We start from the raw sequence: 18,228 nt of genomic DNA on the forward strand, positions 1-18,228 counted from the left end.
TCACAACTCCTTTAATTTAAGCTTGATCATGGCCTCCAACATTCGAAACTCTCGAACATGAGCGGTATAAAGCTGTTCTGCTTCAGCCAATGAAATACCCGCAAAGCGAATCGCTGCTCCAGGCGACAGCTGAGCGATCAGCGAAATATCGACGGTTGCCACTTGCGCAATTTTGGGATAGCCTCCAAGCGTCTGCCGATCTGCCATTAGAATGATGGGCTGGCCATCTGCGGGTACCTGCACCGTTCCAATGGCTACCGGCTCGGATATATATTCCTTTTCATGGCTCAATTGAAGCAGCGGACCGGACAATCGGTAGCCCATACGGTCCGATTGCGGAGTTACGGTGAACCGTTCTCCGAACAACGCCAACTTGCTGCTGTCGTCAAAGTCGTCATATTGACGCCCTTTCAGCACACGTATCACCGTCTTCTGTCCTGGACCAGGATATCCTTCAGCAGAGACGGCCCATTTTACGGTGAGGAAACCGCCATAATCATCAAGGTATCGTTTAGACGAGACAACAGGAAGCATAGAAGGATGAGCATGCAGCGTATCCCCCGTCTTCAACGGCCTCCCTTCATACCCGCCTATTCCGGCCCTTAAATACGTGCTGCTGCTGCCCATTACCTGGTCGACATTAAATCCGCCTGATACAGCCATATAAGCACGGCAACCCGTTACCGGCTGTTGAAAACTCAAAACACGGCCCGCTTTGATCAGCACGGGACGCCACATCGGAACCTTCACACCTTCTATTGAGGGCGATAAATCTCCGCCTGTAATGGCTACCCACCGATCGCTATGAAATTCAATCGCGAATCCTGACCATGTAATTTCCAGAACGGCCAGTTCATCCTCATTGCCAACTAGTCGATTGGCGATCCGATAAGCGGATTGATCCATTGCTCCTGCCGTGATAATGCCGTATTTGCCGTAACCCCGTCTTCCCGCATCCTGAAGAGTCACAAGAAGTCCCGACTTTATAACGGTTATACTCATAGGCCCACTTCCCTTAACTGTTCGTATTCCTCCGCTTGAATAGGCCGAAACCGGATATATTGCCCGCTCTTCAACAGCGTTGGAGCCTCGGCTTCGGGACGAAATAAAGCGAGCGGCGTCCGGCCGATAATCTGCCACCCGCCCGGCGTTTCGATCGGATAAATACCGGTTTGCGTGCCGGCGATTCCTACGGATCCAGCCGGAATTTGCAGCCGGGGAGTCTGTTTCCTCGGTGTCGCAATCTGCTCCGGAATACCTCCAACATAAGGGAAGCCGGGCGCGAATCCGATGGCGTATACCAAGTAATCCTGCCCGGAATGAATCCGAATGACATCCATGGGGGTAAGGTGGTTCTGCTGAGCTACTTCGTCCAGATCCGGTCCATAATTGCCCCCGTAACAAACCGGAATGTCAACAACCTCATATTTCGTGATGTTCTTCTCGCAAGCTTCCGCCTCCATCCGCTGCTCGAGCATCGAACAGACGTAAGCAAAGACGGTATCGAATCCGTCCGGTTTGTCGATCTTATCATAATCATAGTAAACCGCTACGCTCGTATACGAAGGGATGCATTCGATCCAGCCTGGAAAAGGGTTCTGCTCTATTCGTCTCGTCATAGCTGTGACCTGGCGATGTACCTTCTCACTCACGATATTTTCGAATTGAATGTGAACAGCCGAATCCCCTAAAGGGAAGAACGAATAAGACTTGCTCATAGGACATTCTCCATTCCATATGTACTGCTGATTATCGTCAATCATTGAATGATTATTCCTATGATAGCAGAGAAACAGGCATCCGTTGAATATGCAGTTTTATTATTTGTCGATAGAATCAAGAACAGCTGGCTCTGACGCATCAGGCCAAGTGTCCATACTGTCTTTCTGTATAATTTTAGGGAATGGTTGGCAAAATACAGAAGACGTACTTTGATAAGGAGGTGCCACCAACATGAGCCCACAAAACCATAACAGTAACGAACCGACAAAAGCAGAAGTTCAAACCACGAAATTGAACAAAATGCCGATTCCAGGTGAATTCGACACCGAGATCTCTGCCGAAGAAGCAGCCGAGGTGTTTCAACAGCAGCAGCCAAACGCTGGTCATAGCTCCGAGAACCAACAATAATACAAGGAGAAGACCTCACGGAAGATCCGTTGTTTACAGGATCGTCCGTGAGGTCTTTTTCGCGAATCATGTTACAATGCATTCGGTTTTCCAGTTTAAATTCCCTTGGTGCCTAACCGCTTCGCCAGTTCCGCCAGATCATGCCCTTTGAGGGCGCCTTCCACCAGCTGCGGGAGAAGCGCAGGGGTGCATGCAAAGCAAGGTGTTCCGTCCCTGGACAGTAGCTTGGCTACCTGCTCATCATAGAACGGTTTTCCCTCGTCGGATAATGCGAGGAGACACATCGTCTTGACTCCCGCTTCCCGCAGTTCACGCATTCGCCGGATCAGCCCGGCTTGATTGCCGCCTTCATACAGGTCCGAAATGATGATAAACAGCGTTTTTTTCGGTTCTTCAATAAACTGCTCGCAATATGCGACCGATTTATGAATATCCGTACCGCCGCCAAGCTGGATGCCGAATAACATATCCACCGGATCATTGGCACACTGCTCCGTCAGGTCAACAACTTCCGTATCGAATACCACCACACGGGTGTCTAGCGAGGGTATGCTTGCAAATATGGATCCGATAACGGATGCCCAGATCACGGATTCCGCCATGGAACCGCTCTGGTCGATATCCACAATAACGGTCCATTCTTTGCTCCGTCTTGCCCTGTCAAAATAATAAAAACGCTCCGGAACGATCTGCTTGCGGTCTGCATCATAATTTTTCAGATTTCGCTGTATCGTCCGCTTCCAGTCAATACCGCTGAGCGAAGGAAGCGGTGTATGCTGTCTCCGGTTCAAGGCCCCTGTCACAGCCCGGCGAATATCCTCCTGCAGACGCTGAACAAGCTCATCCACAACCGCCTTTACCAGCAGGCGCGCCGTATCCTTGGTTTTCTCGGGAATCTTCCCTTTCAGGGACAACAGCGTGCCAACCAGCTGTATATCCGGCTTGACCGTAGCCAGAACCTCCGGTTCAAACAGCAGCTGCTTCCAGCCCTTTCGTTCCATGGCATCATTCTGGATAATGGACACCACGTCTTCGGGGAAAAAGGAGCGGACATCCCCCAGCCACTGCGCAAGCCGGGGAGCCGACTTTCCTTGCCCGGCTGCCCGCTGCCCCGCGGCCGCACTTCCGGTTTCCGCCCCGCCGTCCGTATTATCATAAATCGCGGCCAGCGCACGGTCCATAATCATCTCTTCCTCCGACAGCTGTATGCTCCCCCCGGGGCTATAGCCCGCTAGCTGAGGTTCAGCCGACTGGCCCAGAATGAGCCGCCAACGCGATATTTGGTTGGGTTCCGGTATGCCACTCATCGCCTAAAAGTCCTCAAAGTCAAAATCATTCAAATCGTCGATCATCTTCGCTTCTTCCTCCTTCAGGTCACCGGTCAAAATCTCGGCAGCCTGCTCTGCATTCACGCCCCATAGCTCGCCAAGCAGCTCGGCAATCATCGTCTTCTCCTTCGCCGAGAAGCTGCTGAAGGCCCGGCGCAGAAAAACAAGCGCACGAGTGAATTCATCGTCCTCCAGGGATTGGATGTATTCATTCAGCTGCTCCCACAGACTTAACCGCGAGAGAAGAGCATACCGATTCCGCATCGATAAGCCTTCAAACCATCCTGCTCCCAAATCGGCCGGAATGCCGGGGGATAATCTCCGCGACACTTCTTCGGCACACTGCCTGGCGGAAATCGCATTCCGCTCCATCAATACCGCACATGCATATCCCGACAATCGGGCGTTCAGGTCATCTCTTTCGGATAAATGCCCGAGCTCTTGCAGCCAAAGTTCCTCATCCACCTGCTCCGCATGCTCCAAAGCGACGCCGTTCAGCTCATTCATGGCGGTGATCATCGAGCCTGATACCTCGTCGCTGCACTGGCTGCCATCAAGCAGAAACAAGCAAGCGCGCATAAAGAGCTGCTGCAGCAGCGGTACTAGCGGCTCCGTATCCATCCGCCTGATCCCGCCATAACGAATCAGCACGGATAGCTCCCGGGAAGCTGCCGCAATTTGAACAACATCGCGGCTGTCCACAGCAAGCTTTTGCAGGGTCTGCCGGCCCGCTTCCATCTGATGAATCATCCCGCATTCATACGCGATCCGGATTAGCGCAGAGGCTTCGGCAATCGAGCTGCAGCCCGCCAGCTTTTGCTGGAGCATATAAGCGGCAGCCACCTCTACCGTCTCCCCCAGCAGCGTCGATTCAACGACCTGAATTTCAACCTCCGGCGTCCATTTCACAACCCAGTGCTCCGCCCATGCCCCTTGCTCCTGCCCGCTGGGTCTGGCCTTAACAAATTCAATCCCCAGCAGCTTAAGGCGATGAAACAAAAAGGACCGGTTCAAATCGAGATACGCGGACTCTTTCGAGGTTACCCTCCGGTTCTCGCGCAAATCCAATATTAAATCGTTTGCCACAACCGATTTATATTTCTCAAGCTTCAGCCTCTTCAACTGGCGGTTCAGGTCGTCCTGGATCGGTGTCTGGCTGACGCCTTCGGCCAGCTCGCCGATCGCCGTGCCGATCTCCACACGTGCAAGCTCCTCTGCCACGACGGCAAGTTCGCCGCGCCCAAGCAGCGTCTGGGCCGCATCCCGCAAATCCCGCAGTGTCGGGAGACCTCCCCCGTGGAGCGCTGCCAGCGACTCCGCCAGCCGGACGGCTTCGATCACCTCCGCCGTGGAGCGGTGGGTGCCGTTCTTTCTCATCGAGCCCGCGACCATGGATAAATAATGATGCGGCAATTCCGCTAGAGAACCCTCCTGCATTCGTTCCCACATCATCTCAAAATAATGGGGAGCGATATTCCCGGCACCATAACCGGAAATGGACGACAGCTTATAATAGGAATATGGCATTAGCGTCAGCTTGGTTGTCCGGGAAGGAAGCTGATTCAATTCCTCGTCGCTCATCGGGCTGGACAAATCGCGAAGGGCCGAGGCATGGTAAGCCCCGCACACGACTACAATGCGCTCGGGGTCATGCCCCGCCGCAATCGCTTCAACAATCTGGCGGCGCATATACGACTCCCGGACGGAATTGTAAGCGTATTCCGCAGTATTCTCGCGCCGCTCTTTCTCCTCCGACAGCTCTCGCATCCCCATGGAAAAGGCCGATATGGATTGCTGGTAAGATCCTTCGCACAAATTATGCTCGTAACTTCGCTCCCAGTACATATCGTAATCGTATTCGCCGGCAAGCTCGGCAATCCGCTCATATAGGGATTTTTCGTCCGGCTGGCTCTCGTCCATCGGCTCAGCTGCCCCCGAGCTGGATTCAAGATCCTCGCCTTCAAGCTCTTTCCCGCCCGCTTCGCCATTCGAGCTGCGGCGCAGATCCTGCAGACAGACGGCAGCAGATGAGGGCAGATCGATAAAAGCGGCATAAGCTCCGTGCTTCTGCGCCCATCTCATGGCCTGATATTCCGGGGAATATACCGCAAAAGGCCACAGAATCGTTCGTACGGGCAGTTCTTCGGTAAACGCCAATAAGGCTACCGGCGGCTTAGTTGTTGCCTGGGTCAGATACCGTATTTCCCCGCTTGCATCCGACGGCCCTTCGATGAGCACCGCCGTAGGATTGATCTCATCCAGAAAGTCCAGTACATGCTTCGCACCGGCGGGCGACAAATGCCGAACTCCAAAAACATGTATACCGGCAGCATTCACTGGTTGATCTCCTTGCATGCGTTATATAAGCCCCGCCACTCGCCCCCGCGTTTCTTCATGATATTATCAAGATATTCCTTCCATACGAGCCGGTCCTTATCATCATCCTTCACAATCGCCCCTTGGAGTCCCGCCGCCAAATCCTCATCCGTCAGCTCACCGCTGCCAAAGCTCGCTGCCAGCGCCATACTGTTCGTCAAGAGCGAAATCGCTTCTGCCGTCGAGATCACCCCGGCCGGAGACTTCACCTTTTCCTTTTTATCCAGGGTCATGCCGCTGCGCAGCTCACGAAAGATCGTCACGACCTTGAGCAGTGCTTCATCTGCGGGAGCAGCAGCCTGCAGATCATAAGAGGCGGCAATCTCCGACACCCGTTTCTTTACGATTTCGATTTCGGTATTCAGATCCGCTGGAGCGGGAAGAACGATAATATTGAAACGGCGCTTGAGCGCAGTTGACATCTCATTGACCCCGCGGTCTCTTGTATTCGCGGTAGCGATAATTGAGAAGCCTTTCCGGGCGTTCATTTCTTTACCGAGCTCAGGCACAGATATCGTCTTTTCGGACAAAATGGAAATGAGTGCATCCTGTACCTCCGAGGCACAGCGGGAAATCTCTTCGAAGCGGACTATCCCTCCCGCTTCCATCGCCCGCATGATTGGGCTCTGTACCAGCGCTTCGGGTGTAGGGCCTTGAGCGAGCAGCATGGCATAGTTCCAGGAATAACGGACATGCTCTTCACTCGTTCCGGCCGTTCCCTGAACGACCAGACCGGAATTTCCGTAGATCGCGGCCGCCAGATTTTCGGACAGCCAGGATTTGGCCGTGCCTGGTTCCCCGATTAATAACAGGGCACGGTCGGTTACCAAGGTAGCGACCGCCATCTCGATCAGCCGCTTGTTCCCGATATATTTAGGCGTGATTTCCGTTTTGCCTGCCTTGCCGCCGACGATGAATTTGAGTACGGATTGAGGTGACATCTGCCATCCGGCAGGAATGTTCCCGGAATCCTCCTTACGCAGTGCCTCCAGCTCGTGACGGAATAGGATTTCCGAGGGCTGCCGCATGATATCTTGTAATTGCTCTTGTCCTGCTGCCATGGGTTTTTCACTCCTTTAAATTTCTTGTTCTTTCATCATCCGAAGGATGTAACGAAGCTGATCTTCGGCGTTATCCCGATAGTTGCCCAGCACCGCATGAACGCGGTCATAATAGCTTGCCGGTAATCGGCAAAGCTGCTTAAATATAAAAGGTTCTATCATATAGCAGTCCTGATTGCGCTTATCCTCCATCGCGACCACAATAGCTTCAAATAACGCTTCATCCTTTATGCCGGAACGATCAAGCCCCATGATGATCAAATTGGCAAAACGATTGCGGAATTCCGGCGAATTCTTCAGCTTCGCCATTAAATACGACTCGGCTCCGTGATGTCCCCGGCGGGCGAACGCACTTACCAGCGCAAGCTCATCCTGCTCGATAAACAGCTCAAGCCATCTGTCATCCCAGCTTGCTTGCAGCTGCTCCTGCGGAAGCATTTCCACGTAATACGTGTAGCTCTCCTTCCCCGTAAAAGGCATAACTTCCTCATACGGTTTATACTGCCTATGGATAACCATATCTGACAGGGTGTCCAAAAGCCTTTTTCGTTCTTTGGCTGCATTGCCAAGTGACGAGGAGGCGAAGCCTTCTAACAGAACATCCTTGTATTGTTCATATACGCGGTCCGGCGGGAGCACGCGAGCGGCTTTTTGGAATACCTCGCGGACATATGAGCTGCTATGTCTGTATTGCTCCAAATCGTTCTCTGCGTTTTGGCGAAGCAGTTCCTTGGCTTCCTCGGAACCCACACGATTCATGTAAATAACCGCTTCATTCATAAGGTATGTCCAGCCCAAAGACTTGATATATAAGGAATATTGCTGAAGCACGTTCCGGTACAGCTCTTCGAGCGCCGGACTTTGTTTATCGTGCAGTGCCCACAAGCAGCGCTTCACCTTGCTCCAGCTCCCCTCCAGCTTTGACTTGTCATCCTGAAATTCGGAAACCGCTTGAAGCTCGGCGGACATGTCCCGTACAAGCCAATCCGTCAACAAGGCGGAGCAGCATTTGCCCAGGGCAGGGTTAACCAGCTCTTGGTCTTTTCCTTGAGCGGCTTCATACAATCGCTCCACAGCTTGATTCGAACCGTTCTCGGCAAGTGCGTCGTATGCGGCTTCGCGAATAGCTTTCTTCTTACTCTTGCTCCATTCCATCAGATCAGCTTCATACTCTTCGTAGCGGGCAAGCAGTTTGATCGCCATGCACCGCACCTCATCGCTACCGATCTCGGCCGCTTGTCGGATCAACTCCGCTATTTCCTTGCCGCCAGTTTGGGCCATCACCTTCAGCTTGCGCGACTCCGACTTTCCGCCCTCGGGATTAAAGCTTTCCATCAGAAATGGAATGATTTCTGGACCATACGCTGGCAAAATCTCATTGGCTGCTAGCTCTCCAATCTCCACATAAGGGTCATTCAAGGCTTCAATTGCAAGATATACCAGACGGAAATCCCGGAACAAGCCTTCCTTCCATGCTTCTTCTATGATCTCGTAACGGCCGCTGCCCGTTGTAGTCAGCGCGGTCTGTACAGCGGAAAGCTTGCGGAAGGATAAATGGGATGACAGTGAAACCGGATGATGGTCTACCGGGTGGAGCTCTCCTTCTGGGGCTGTTGTTCCTTGCGTATGCAGCACGGAACTCAGCAGCTGGTTCAAATCCTGAAGCAGCTGAGCCGACGGAGTCTCCTTTCCGGATTCCGGTTCGATTAAAGCGCTGATCCCCTCACCCAATCTCTTGAACACGGGAGCGCGCTCTCCCAGCTGCTGAAACTGCGGCAGCAGCCTCTTGAGGCGAAAGTCGCCGGCTGCAAGTTTGCTGCCGGCAATATATAAACGCCTAACCTCCTGGTTAAGCTCCTGCAGTAATGCCGTACTCATGGTCGTCCTCCTTCGTTATCCCTGCTCAGTACAACAGCCGGATGATTTCGTTATTCGTAACAAGGGTCAGCGGCTGCGCCAAGAGGCGGCCCGTCGTCAGGCTGTGCTCAAACATAACCAGCATGGAGACGCCGCTCAGCTTCTCCTCCGGCAGATACCGCAGCATCGGTACCGTCGACTGTAAAAATACGTCACCAAGGGCAATCGACTGTCCGGCTTCATCCGTGATGGCATACTGACCTTCGTCGTTCCGGCTGATCCGGGAAACATGAAGCAACATCACGGGATGGCTGTCAGCGAGTGGATTTTTCAGCTGGTTCTTCACCTTTTTAACTGCGTCAGCATAAGAGTCCGCCGCATATTCGTGAATCCAAACCAAATCGTCCGCTGTCACCGGAGTTGAAGTCATCTCTTCAAAGCGGACCCGTCGGTTCATATCCCCCGGATAACGGTAAAGCACTGGGACTCGGGCTTTTTCGAAAAAGCTGTCTTCCTCACGCATCAGCTTGGCGGCCTTATAGGGACGGTACTGAATCGTTCGGTGAATTTCGCCGCTGTCTTTCTGAATCCAGTGTCCGATATCCACATGCTCCAGCCGTGCATCGTCGGCATAACTCAGAAAGGAAAGCTGTATCAACTCCGCCTCTTCACTTACGAGTCCGAAGCTTTGCAGCTCCGTCAGCTGCCAGGCGTGCCCCAGCCATTCCTCAATCGTCGACTCATGGTTCAGCGCAATATCCGGATCCTCAAGCTTTGAAGTCAGGTATTGTCTGCCTTTTTTAATGATTGCGTTCATAACAGCAAGCTGCTCCACCGCATATGTATAAGATTTCTCCTGGTCTGTATCTGACAGCACCAAAGCCAGGCGGCGAAGTTCCGACTGAGCACCCGATAAATAATAGTTGCCCATCTGCTTTACATGTTCCTGGATCAGCTTTTGTTCCTTTTTATCCAATGTTCCTAATCCGTTCCGGATCAACGAGTGGATCAGCCTCTCTAATACGTCCAGACCTTCCAGCTGCGCATTGATTTTCTTTATTAATGCCGATTTGTTGACCTTCTTCGGTTTGGGCGCTGCCCCTTCGGTTGTTTCTTTGAGCTTACGCTCTTCCCGCTTCTCCGCTTTCTCCCGCTTGGCGGCCAAATCCTCCGGCACCTCGGCGGGTGTAAACGATGCTCCGCCTGCATACGCATAGAGCAGTCCAAGCACATGCTTGCACGGAAACTGCCGACTCGGGCAAGTACACCGCATAACCGGCTTCTCCGGTGCCGCAAAATCGGCGGACGGCTGGTAATCGGAACTTCCGCTGCCAGCACATGTGCCGAAAAGTACGGCATGATCCTCCGAATGATGGAGCTGCAGAAACCGTCCTTTTTTGACAAGGCCCTGCCCATTCTTTATGGCCGCACTATTCGGTGCCTGCGAATCGATCCATGACTCTGTAATCTCAACCAAACTCATACCCTCCTAAATCAAGTCGCTGCCGGTCATGAACAGCAAAATTAACCATTACTTTTAATCATATCGAATCTGCGCCTGACTCCCTACCCTTCTTAAGACCTATTTAAGAACACTCATTCCTATTGAATCGATCACCTTCATCCTTTAATAGATAATAATGTAAAATAAAATTTATGTGTTTGCTCACATAAGAAAAACGTCTATCGACATACTTTCTCAGTAGACAGACCGCATTTAGTGGAAGTTTTTCTTGCGAGATAAGGATGCTAAGCCTTGGAAGTTTATACTTTCTTATCTCTAAAAAAAAAGAGCCGGCATAACCGGCTCTTCATAAATCGGTATCATCCATTAGTCTTTCCTTACTTGATACCGCCCCGTCCTAACCTCGAGAATATATTCCTCAGGGAAAGGCATGCCGGATTCCAGGGCATCCTGTACGGCTTGTTCAATAGGATAAGGCACGCGAATAAATTGAATGTTGAAAGGAGCCGGCTCTTCGCTGTCATAGATTCCATCCAAAATGACATAGGAGGCCTCAGGCATTTCAAGGGGATTGCCGACGCTGCCGGTATTAAATAGCGTTCTCCCGTCCAGATGCTGGTGATATGCATTATGAATATCCCCGTAACCTGCAACGTCCGCGATTCTCGGATCCCCGCCCAGCGGGGAACTGTGAAACAAGGTTTCAAGCTTCTCCTGGCCATCCCATGGTTGTATTCGCTCGTACACGCTACGTGGCGATGCATGAAACAACCGGATCCATTTACCGCTCATCATGAACTCAAGGATATACGGAAGATCGGCAAGGTATTGAAGCCTCTCGCTTCCGAGTCTATGCTGATGCCATAGGAGGACCGGATCATCGGTTTTCTTACCTATGAAGTCGTCCCAATTCCCCTTGATGACTTGCTGGCAATGGGTTCTCACCATATCAACCGTGATATCTCCGTGCGGGCCCTTGCCAATCAAGTCGCCCAGGCAATAGATGGTTTCGATTCTGCGCTGTTTGATATCCTTCAGAACGGCTTCCAGCGCAGGGATGTTTCCGTGTATGTCGGAGATCAATGCAATTTGCGTCAATGAACCCGCCTCCAAGCTTCGTTTATTTCGTATGCTGTGGTTAGCTTAGTGAATCCCTTAATTCATCATATGCGTCTCGAAGCCAGGGATGGACTACCTTCAGTAATTCACGTCGATTCCATAAGTATTGAATATATTCGAATGCCGCATGATCCAGCGAGATTTGCAGCTGGTCCGTAACCTCTTGTATATACGGGGGGATTCCCGTTTGATCCCATTCCATTTTGTCAGCGACGAACAGTACCTTGTCTAATAAAGAAGCCTTGGATCTCAACGTCGTATGGCAACCAACAGCGCTCAATATTTCCGGTTCTGTAATCTTGAACAAATCCTCAGCCATATATGCCGATATTTTCTGATGGATGATCATGGGAAATAACTCTTCTTCGGGCAATACATCCAAACCGATCTCACGGGATACTTGAATGCGGACATGATTCGGAAAAACGGCACTAATATCATGCAGATACCCGGCATATTCAGCAGCGTTCGGATCGGCACCATAGAGAATCGCAATTCTGCGGGCTTCCTCCCCCACTTTAAGCACATGCTCTGCTGTCTTTGGGCATTGGTGTTTCTGCAGAAAGCGGACCACGTCATTCCTAAGATTTCCGGTGAGATCGTGTCCCCCAAGCTCACGATAGGAGCTGATCATCAAGCGATGGTTACGCGGGTCATTCACTCTTTTCACCTCACCTAATTCCTTGAATTTACCAATCTAGCACTTCATTTTCCATACAATATTCACTTATACTGAGAATAGTTTGAAGCTATTATACAAGAAAGTCAAAGAAAGGAGGTCATCCGATTCTACGTATCGTCGGCCGGGTATTAAAGTACGCGATGCGTATATCCACAATAACGGCAATACATAACGCACGTTGGAAGGAGGCAATTATACACTGGAACGAGCCCAAAGGATTCTATTAAAAAGCAGCCCAAAGGCTACTTCATTCAATGGAATTAGTTAGGGATGATCCAAAAACGCACCGTTTGTCCATTTATTATTCCTTAATATGGAATGTTTCGATTTTTAGTCTAATGTTTATTAACGTAATCATATATTTTACTCACGCAAGCTTGGTAACTGAATAAGATTTAAGCATCACCGACTTCACCACGTTAGGAGGCTGACGATAGTGAATACACGCAGGATGGTTAGCTTGGGGTTACTGATTCTTGTTATGATCATCAGTGGTTGCACGGGAAATGCTTCCACCGAAAAAACGAAAACGCTTACACTTTGGTACTGGAACCGAAGCCTGGACGATGAGCTGATTAAGTCCGTTGAAAAGGAGTTTCCGGGGATTCGAATCGATGCGCAAAAAATCGGTGGCGACTTCAAATCGAAGCTAAAGACAACGCTGGCGGCCGGTTCCGGAGGACCGGATATCGTCGCTTTTAACGACTGGGTGGCAGAGCTGTTTACGAGCTCGGATCGTTTCTACGATCTGTATGAGCTGGGCGCCAAGGATATTGAGCCGGATTTCCTGGATTGGAAATGGAAGCTTGGCGTAACCCCGGAAGGCGCCATGATTGCCCTTCCGATCGACACGGGGCCAACCGCCCTATACTACAGGGCCGATTTGTTCGGGGAAGCCGGGCTGCCGACCGAACCGGAAGAGGTCCACGCGCAGCTCGGCACCTGGGATCAATATTTCGAAGCCGGGCAGAAGCTGCAGGAGCATTTTGATCAAAAGGTGAAAATGCTCGACAACATCACCAACATATACACGCAAATGAATGCTCAGTCTGAACGCATATATTTTGCCGAGGACAATACGTTTATCGGCGAAACCCCTGAGTCCTCCATGAAGACGGCCTGGGATACGGCGGTGAAGGCTTCCCAGATGAAGCTAAGCGCCAACGCCAATACTTCTTCCTCCGAATGGAATGCCGCCATGAACAATGGACGGGTCGCTTCCTTTGTCGGTGCGGTGTGGATGAAGGAAATATTGATGCAGGCGGCGCCGGATACCAGCGGCAAGTGGAGAGTAGCACGCGCCCCTGGCGGGGACGGCAACAATGGAGGCTCCTTCCTGGCCATTATGAAGACGAGTAAATATCCGCAAGAAGCATTTGAAGTGATGAAATATATTCAGAGTCCGGAAAATCAGGTTCAATCCTTTAAGAAGATTAACCTCTTCCCTTCCGCCAAAGACGCGCTGGATGCCCCCGTGATGAAGGAGCCCGAGGAATTTTTCGGGAATCAGGCAACTGGAGAGGTGTTCTCGGAATCTGCGCGTAACGTCAAACCTGCTTATTTCGGTGGTAAATTCGCTAATGTAAACGGCATTGTCAATCGAGAGCTGTCTTCGGTTGCGCTCCAGGGCAAAAATCCTGATAAAGCGTGGGAAGACGCGCTGGCCAGAGTCAAAAAAGAACTGCTGCGCTGAACCGGATCCGGTTCTTACAAGTTTGTTTCTCGATTGCTATAAGTGCGTGTTCAAAAAGGTCGATTTTCAGCACCAAGAAGGTTGAATGAAGCTAGGGACTGAGAAGCGGAGCGTACGTTTTGGGTACGTGGGCACCGGAAGGCCCGGCTGAATTCAAGATTCGATGCCGAGCTGCTTCCTGATTCGCTTCGTGTTAGATATAGGATTTATGAGTTATCAGTGGAACTGATGAAATTCTATATCGCAAGAAAACCTACCTATGCATCGCGGTCGCTCATCCTTGAAGTGGCCTCGATAGAGGTTTTCTTATCAAAAGCGGACTTTTTGAACAACCTCTATAAGTACTTAAATACCAATCGCTTGAGGAGGTTACAGTACGATGGATAATCCAATGCTGAATCATACGCCTGTGGAACAGAAGCCTGTTCCTAAACATCCGAAATCTCAAGACCGACTGTCTGCACAGATATGGAAACACCGCAAAGAATATTTGGCGATCTCCCCTTTTTACATTCTATTTGCCATATTCGGCCTCTTCCCGATTGCCTTCTCGATGTTCCTGTCCTTTCAGAAATGGGACGGCATCGGCGAGATGACCTATAACGGGCTGGGCAACTACCAATTCATGCTCACCGATCCGGAATTCTGGAGAGCCGTCGGCAACACGCTGCTCATCTGGATCTACTCCACGATACCGATGCTGTTTATCGCGCTGGTCGTAGCCTTCCTGCTTAATGCGTCATTTGTCCGGTTCCGCACCTTCTTCCGGATCGGCTATTTCCTGCCGAACGTCACCTCACTCGTGGCGGTTGCCATCGTGTTCGGCACCGTATTCTCGAACAATTACGGCCTTCTCAACTATATGCTGTCCTTGCTCGGCCTGAACTCCATCGAGTGGTTGAATAAAACATGGGGCATACAGCTCGCCATTTCGGTCATGGTCATATGGAGATGGGCAGGGTATAACGCCATTATCTATCTTGCCGGGCTGCAGAGCATCCCGACCGTCCTGTACGAAGCAGCCAAGATCGACGGAGCCTCCGGCATTCAATCCTTTTTCAAAATCACCATTCCCAATCTTAGGCCCATCATTCTCTTCACAGTCATTACCTCGACCATCGGCGGCATGCAGATCTTCACCGAACCGCAGGTGCTTGTTGGCAATGATGGCGGCGTCAGCGGCGGCGGTATGACCATCGTCCTCTACCTGTACCGTGAAGCCTTTGTGAATAACTATTTCGGATATGGCGCTGCCGTCGGATGGGGAATGTTCCTGCTCATAGCGATCTTTTCCATTGTGAACTGGAAAATGGTGCAGGGCAGTCCGTCCAATGACTGAAATGGGGGTGAATCGTATGTTCAAATGGAAATCCATATTCCTTCACATCGGGTTAATCGCCGGACTGCTGCTGTCGATTTTCCCCTTCTATTGGCTGCTTGTAATGGCAACCCGAACCACTTCGGATATTTACAGCTTTCCTCCGAAACTATGGTTCGGTCCTCACTTGCTTGATAACTTGTCGAGGGTGCTGAGCAGCATTGATTTCTTCGGCGCCTTCTGGAATACCCTGTTCGTGGCTTCCGCTTGTACGCTGTTAGTCTTATTCTTTGATTCCCTGGCCGGATTCACGTTCGCCAAATTCCATTTCCCGGGCAAAAAATGGCTGTTTGTGCTGCTGCTAGCTACCATGATGGCGCCTGCCCAGCTGTCCCTGGTGCCCTCCTTTGTCATTATGGCAGAGTTCGGATGGGTAGGAACTTATAAGGCGCTGATCATTCCCGGAATGGTAAACGCCTTCGGGATCTTCTGGATCAGGCAATATGCACAGGAGTCGGTGCCTTCAGAGCTGCTGGATGCTGGCAAAATCGACGGCTGCGGATTCTTCCGCCTCTACTGGAATATATCGCTGCCGATTCTGCGTCCCGCCCTATCGTTCCTGGCTGCCTTCACGTTCATCGGCGTATGGAATGACTACCTGTGGCCGCTAATTATTCTAAATGATGAGAACAAATTCACCCTGCAGGTTGCGCTTTCCTCATTGAACGGAATATACACGACCGACTATTCGATGGTCATTGCCGGTACGCTGCTCGCCGTCATCCCGCTGATCGTTTTGTTCCTGTTCATCAGCAAGCAATTCATTTCCGATATTGCAGCAGGTGCCATTAAGAGTTAACGGCAAAAGGGTATCCCAAAAGATCTTAGATCTATTGGGATACCCTCTTATTTGTTGTAAGCAGCCTTTTCTTATTTTGACCCCAGATCATACCGCCATACCGAAACCATTACGGCACCATCGCCAGCTTTTCATTGTCCGGAGTTTCACTCTCCTCTTCTGAACCAACGGCCGTCTCCCGCTTTAACTCCGCTGTTTCATCCAACTTTTTGCGCCCCATTACCGTTGCTGCCGCAAGCGCTAACGCTGCAGGAACGATAGCCCATGCAAACGTAGCCGCAATGGAGGAAGCAAGCGAGTCCGAGATCGGCTTGAGTAGCTCGGCCGGAATCAGCGACCTCGTCTCCGGCGCCAATAAGATGTGAGGGTCCTTGAGATCAAATCCTTCAGGAAGACCACCGGTGTTCATCCCTTCCGATGACAAGGATCCGGTGAAGGAGCGGCTTTGTATCAACCCGAACACCGTTATGCCAATGGTCATTCCAAGCGATCGCGTGAAGTTAAAGGTCGAGCTCGCCATCCCGCGCTGTTTATAGGATAAGCCGTGCATGACGGCTGTACCCAGGACGGAGAACGAGCCGCCGATGCCAAGCCCGATCAGCACCATGTACAGGGTTACGATGAACCTGCTGGATTCCGCCGTTAGCGTCGATGCAAACACCATCCCTCCCGTGAATAGGACAAGCGTCGGGATCATGATGTTGCGATACGATATTTTACTCATTAGAAAACCGCTCACCGTAGCCGTGATGACCGAACCCACCATCATTGGCAGCAGGACGAGTCCCGAGTTCGTTGCGCTTCCGCCGAGTACGCCTTGAATGAAGATTGGAATATACACGGAAGCCACGATGAAGGATCCTCCGCTGAATAAGCCGCACAGCACACTGGAGGTATAGAGTTTATTCTTGAACAAACGAAACGAAATGATCGGTTCTTCCGCCCTTCTCTCCGCAAGCACGAAGAGGACCAGCATGACAAACGCCGCAGCAAACAACGTCAGAATAATCCAGGAATTCCACGCCAACTGCTTGCCTCCAAGCTCTAAAGCAAACATGAAACAGATGACGCCTGTCAGGAGCGTAGTGGCGCCCAACCAATCAATCGGCTGTTTGGAGCGTTCATGCGATTCTTTATAGAACAGCGTCACCATCATGAAAGCCACGATGCCGATTGGCAAATTAATATAGAATATCCACTGCCATGTAATATGATCGGTAATATACGCACCTGCGAGCGGTCCGAATATGCTGGATAATCCGAACACGGCTCCGAATAACCCGGTAAGCTTACCCCGCTTTTCGAGGGGAACCGTATCGAACATAATCGCGAATGCAATCGGGATGAGCGCACCGCCACCAATACCTTGCACGGCGCGATATAGCGCCAGTTCCGTAATGGAGCTCGCCGTACCGCACATCACGGAACCCAGCATAAATACAATCATCCCGAATACAAAGAACTTTTTGCGCCCATACATGTCGGACAGCTTGCCGAAGATCGGCATTCCCGCAAGCTCAGCGACCATATAAGCGGAGGTCACCCATACAAAATGATCAAGTCCTCCTAGCTCCCCGACGATATTCCCCATAGCGGTCGCTACGATCGTATTGTCCATGGAGGCCATTAATATGCCGAGCAGCAGGCCGGCAAGCACGATGGGTAATTTGTTGGTTGATTGTGTCTTCAAGTTCTCATACACTCCTTCTAAGTAGGTTTCCTTCTTACTGTCGTCATTGTAATTCAGAAAGGATGACAGGTGACTGTCACACTTTTATCCCCGATTCCTCTTTTTTTCAAAATACATATAAATAAAGCCCAGACACTTTATGCACTCATCCCTGGTAGCGTATAATCGGGATATCCAACTCATGCAAGGAGGTTCATGTAGAATGAAGATCAGTGAATTATCACAAATCAGCCAGGTCAGTGCACGCTCCATCCGGCATTATGAACAAAAAGGCCTGCTTGAAGCCCACAGGCTTGATAATGATTACCGTCATTTCGACACATCTGCCATCGAGCGGGTCAAAATGATTCAATTGTATTTGAAGCTGGGATTGACTACGGATCAAATCAGAGCTTTATTCAAAGGAGAAATTACTTCTCCAGATGATTACGAGTACTGCGAGGAAATGCTGTCCATTTACCAAGAGAAATTAAGTCATGTGGATGGTCAGATCGCAGCTCTCCATGAGTTGAAAAGGCTGCTTGAAAGGCAAATTTCCCTTACGATGAAAAAAAAGAACCAGGTCCCAGTCTGACCCCGAGCGTCATGATGCTCTGGGCCGTTCATTTCGATGATTAGATCCGTTATCTGCAACCCTCCTTAACATGCTA

At 50.9% G+C, this 18,228-nt stretch carries 15 protein-coding genes; 5 read left to right on the plus strand and 10 right to left on the minus strand.

The window, feature by feature from the left end; translation table 11 throughout:
- Both ACQKPA_RS00495 and pxpB read right to left on the minus strand, forming a co-directional pair.
- Positions 1-1,002, minus strand: coding sequence for a biotin-dependent carboxyltransferase family protein (locus tag ACQKPA_RS00495; RefSeq protein WP_427488489.1), 1,002 nt, complete (start codon positions 1,000-1,002; stop codon positions 1-3).
- Positions 999-1,718 (minus strand): 5-oxoprolinase subunit PxpB, encoded by a 720-nt coding sequence (gene pxpB, locus ACQKPA_RS00500; protein WP_427488491.1) that lies wholly within the window; start codon positions 1,716-1,718, stop codon positions 999-1,001. The genes ACQKPA_RS00495 and pxpB overlap by 4 nt, the downstream gene beginning before the upstream one ends.
- A 235-nt stretch (positions 1,719-1,953) precedes the next feature.
- Here pxpB and ACQKPA_RS00505 point away from each other — a divergent pair, with 235 nt between their 5' ends.
- Positions 1,954-2,130 (plus strand): hypothetical protein, encoded by a 177-nt coding sequence (locus tag ACQKPA_RS00505; RefSeq protein ID WP_427488493.1) that lies wholly within the window; start codon positions 1,954-1,956, stop codon positions 2,128-2,130.
- 95 nt (positions 2,131-2,225) lie between these two features.
- Here the strand turns inward: ACQKPA_RS00505 and ACQKPA_RS00510 are convergent, their stop codons facing one another.
- The 7 genes from ACQKPA_RS00510 to yqeK all read right to left on the minus strand — a co-directional run bounded on the left by ACQKPA_RS00510 (position 2,226) and on the right by yqeK (position 11,970).
- Positions 2,226-3,437 carry a VWA domain-containing protein gene (locus ACQKPA_RS00510; RefSeq protein WP_427488495.1) on the minus strand — a complete coding sequence of 404 codons (1,212 nt, stop codon included), beginning with the start codon at positions 3,435-3,437 and terminating at the stop codon, positions 2,226-2,228.
- Between the two features lie 3 nt (positions 3,438-3,440).
- Entirely contained in the window at positions 3,441-5,813 is a 2,373-nt protein-coding gene (locus ACQKPA_RS00515; RefSeq protein ID WP_427488497.1) for a DUF5682 family protein, read from the minus strand.
- A complete protein-coding gene (locus ACQKPA_RS00520) occupies positions 5,792-6,895 on the minus strand; it encodes an ATP-binding protein (protein WP_427488499.1) in 1,104 nt (367 codons plus the stop codon). Before ACQKPA_RS00520 ends, ACQKPA_RS00515 begins: the two co-directional genes overlap by 22 nt.
- Positions 6,896-6,910: 15 nt before the next feature.
- Positions 6,911-8,773, minus strand: a complete 1,863-nt coding sequence (locus ACQKPA_RS00525) for a HEAT repeat domain-containing protein (protein ID WP_427488501.1) — start codon at positions 8,771-8,773, stop codon at positions 6,911-6,913.
- 25 nt (positions 8,774-8,798) lie between these two features.
- On the minus strand, positions 8,799-10,229 hold the full coding sequence (locus ACQKPA_RS00530) for an SWIM zinc finger family protein (protein ID WP_427488503.1): 1,431 nt from the start codon (positions 10,227-10,229) through the stop codon (positions 8,799-8,801).
- Between the two features lie 354 nt (positions 10,230-10,583).
- Positions 10,584-11,315, minus strand: a complete 732-nt coding sequence (locus ACQKPA_RS00535) for a metallophosphoesterase family protein (protein ID WP_427488505.1) — start codon at positions 11,313-11,315, stop codon at positions 10,584-10,586.
- Positions 11,316-11,355: 40 nt separating this feature from the next.
- A complete protein-coding gene (gene yqeK / locus ACQKPA_RS00540; protein ID WP_427490203.1) occupies positions 11,356-11,970 on the minus strand; it encodes a bis(5'-nucleosyl)-tetraphosphatase (symmetrical) YqeK in 615 nt (204 codons plus the stop codon).
- Positions 11,971-12,454: 484 nt separating this feature from the next.
- Between yqeK and ACQKPA_RS00545 the strand changes: the two genes are divergently transcribed.
- The 3 genes from ACQKPA_RS00545 to ACQKPA_RS00555 all read left to right on the plus strand — a co-directional run bounded on the left by ACQKPA_RS00545 (position 12,455) and on the right by ACQKPA_RS00555 (position 15,888).
- Positions 12,455-13,711 carry an ABC transporter substrate-binding protein gene (locus ACQKPA_RS00545; RefSeq protein ID WP_427488507.1) on the plus strand — a complete coding sequence of 419 codons (1,257 nt, stop codon included), beginning with the start codon at positions 12,455-12,457 and terminating at the stop codon, positions 13,709-13,711.
- A 379-nt stretch (positions 13,712-14,090) separates the two neighbouring features.
- Positions 14,091-15,050 (plus strand): carbohydrate ABC transporter permease, encoded by a 960-nt coding sequence (locus tag ACQKPA_RS00550; protein WP_427488509.1) that lies wholly within the window; start codon positions 14,091-14,093, stop codon positions 15,048-15,050.
- Between the two features lie 16 nt (positions 15,051-15,066).
- A complete protein-coding gene (locus ACQKPA_RS00555; protein WP_427488511.1) occupies positions 15,067-15,888 on the plus strand; it encodes a carbohydrate ABC transporter permease in 822 nt (273 codons plus the stop codon).
- A gap of 109 nt (positions 15,889-15,997) precedes the next feature.
- Here ACQKPA_RS00555 and ACQKPA_RS00560 read toward each other — a convergent pair whose 3' ends face one another.
- Positions 15,998-17,578 carry an MDR family MFS transporter gene (locus tag ACQKPA_RS00560; protein WP_427488513.1) on the minus strand — a complete coding sequence of 527 codons (1,581 nt, stop codon included), beginning with the start codon at positions 17,576-17,578 and terminating at the stop codon, positions 15,998-16,000.
- Between the two features lie 202 nt (positions 17,579-17,780).
- On the opposite strand from ACQKPA_RS00560, the gene ACQKPA_RS00565 reads away from it, so the two are divergent.
- Entirely contained in the window at positions 17,781-18,152 is a 372-nt protein-coding gene (locus ACQKPA_RS00565; protein WP_427488515.1) for a MerR family transcriptional regulator, read from the plus strand.
- The last annotated feature ends 76 nt before the right edge of the window (positions 18,153-18,228 follow it).

This window comes from Paenibacillus sp. NPDC093718, assembly GCF_050279985.1.
Lineage (GTDB): Bacteria > Bacillota > Bacilli > Paenibacillales > Paenibacillaceae > Paenibacillus_AQ.

Bases quoted from the DNA above. Each gene is read 5' to 3' on its own strand.
- ACQKPA_RS00555 (WP_427488511.1), top strand. From the start codon at position 15,067: ATGTTCAAATGGAAATCCATATTCCTTCACATCGGGTTAATCGCCGGA.
- ACQKPA_RS00550 (WP_427488509.1), top strand. From the start codon at position 14,091: ATGGATAATCCAATGCTGAATCATACGCCTGTGGAACAGAAGCCTGTT.
- ACQKPA_RS00520 (WP_427488499.1), bottom strand. From the start codon at position 6,895: ATGGCAGCAGGACAAGAGCAATTACAAGATATCATGCGGCAGCCCTCG.
- yqeK (WP_427490203.1), bottom strand. From the start codon at position 11,970: ATGATCAGCTCCTATCGTGAGCTTGGGGGACACGATCTCACCGGAAAT.
- ACQKPA_RS00515 (WP_427488497.1), bottom strand. From the start codon at position 5,813: ATGCAAGGAGATCAACCAGTGAATGCTGCCGGTATACATGTTTTTGGA.
- ACQKPA_RS00495 (WP_427488489.1), bottom strand. From the start codon at position 1,002: ATGAGTATAACCGTTATAAAGTCGGGACTTCTTGTGACTCTTCAGGAT.
- ACQKPA_RS00510 (WP_427488495.1), bottom strand. From the start codon at position 3,437: ATGAGTGGCATACCGGAACCCAACCAAATATCGCGTTGGCGGCTCATT.
- ACQKPA_RS00565 (WP_427488515.1), top strand. From the start codon at position 17,781: ATGAAGATCAGTGAATTATCACAAATCAGCCAGGTCAGTGCACGCTCC.
- ACQKPA_RS00525 (WP_427488501.1), bottom strand. From the start codon at position 8,773: ATGAGTACGGCATTACTGCAGGAGCTTAACCAGGAGGTTAGGCGTTTA.
- ACQKPA_RS00505 (WP_427488493.1), top strand. From the start codon at position 1,954: ATGAGCCCACAAAACCATAACAGTAACGAACCGACAAAAGCAGAAGTT.
- pxpB (WP_427488491.1), bottom strand. From the start codon at position 1,718: ATGAGCAAGTCTTATTCGTTCTTCCCTTTAGGGGATTCGGCTGTTCAC.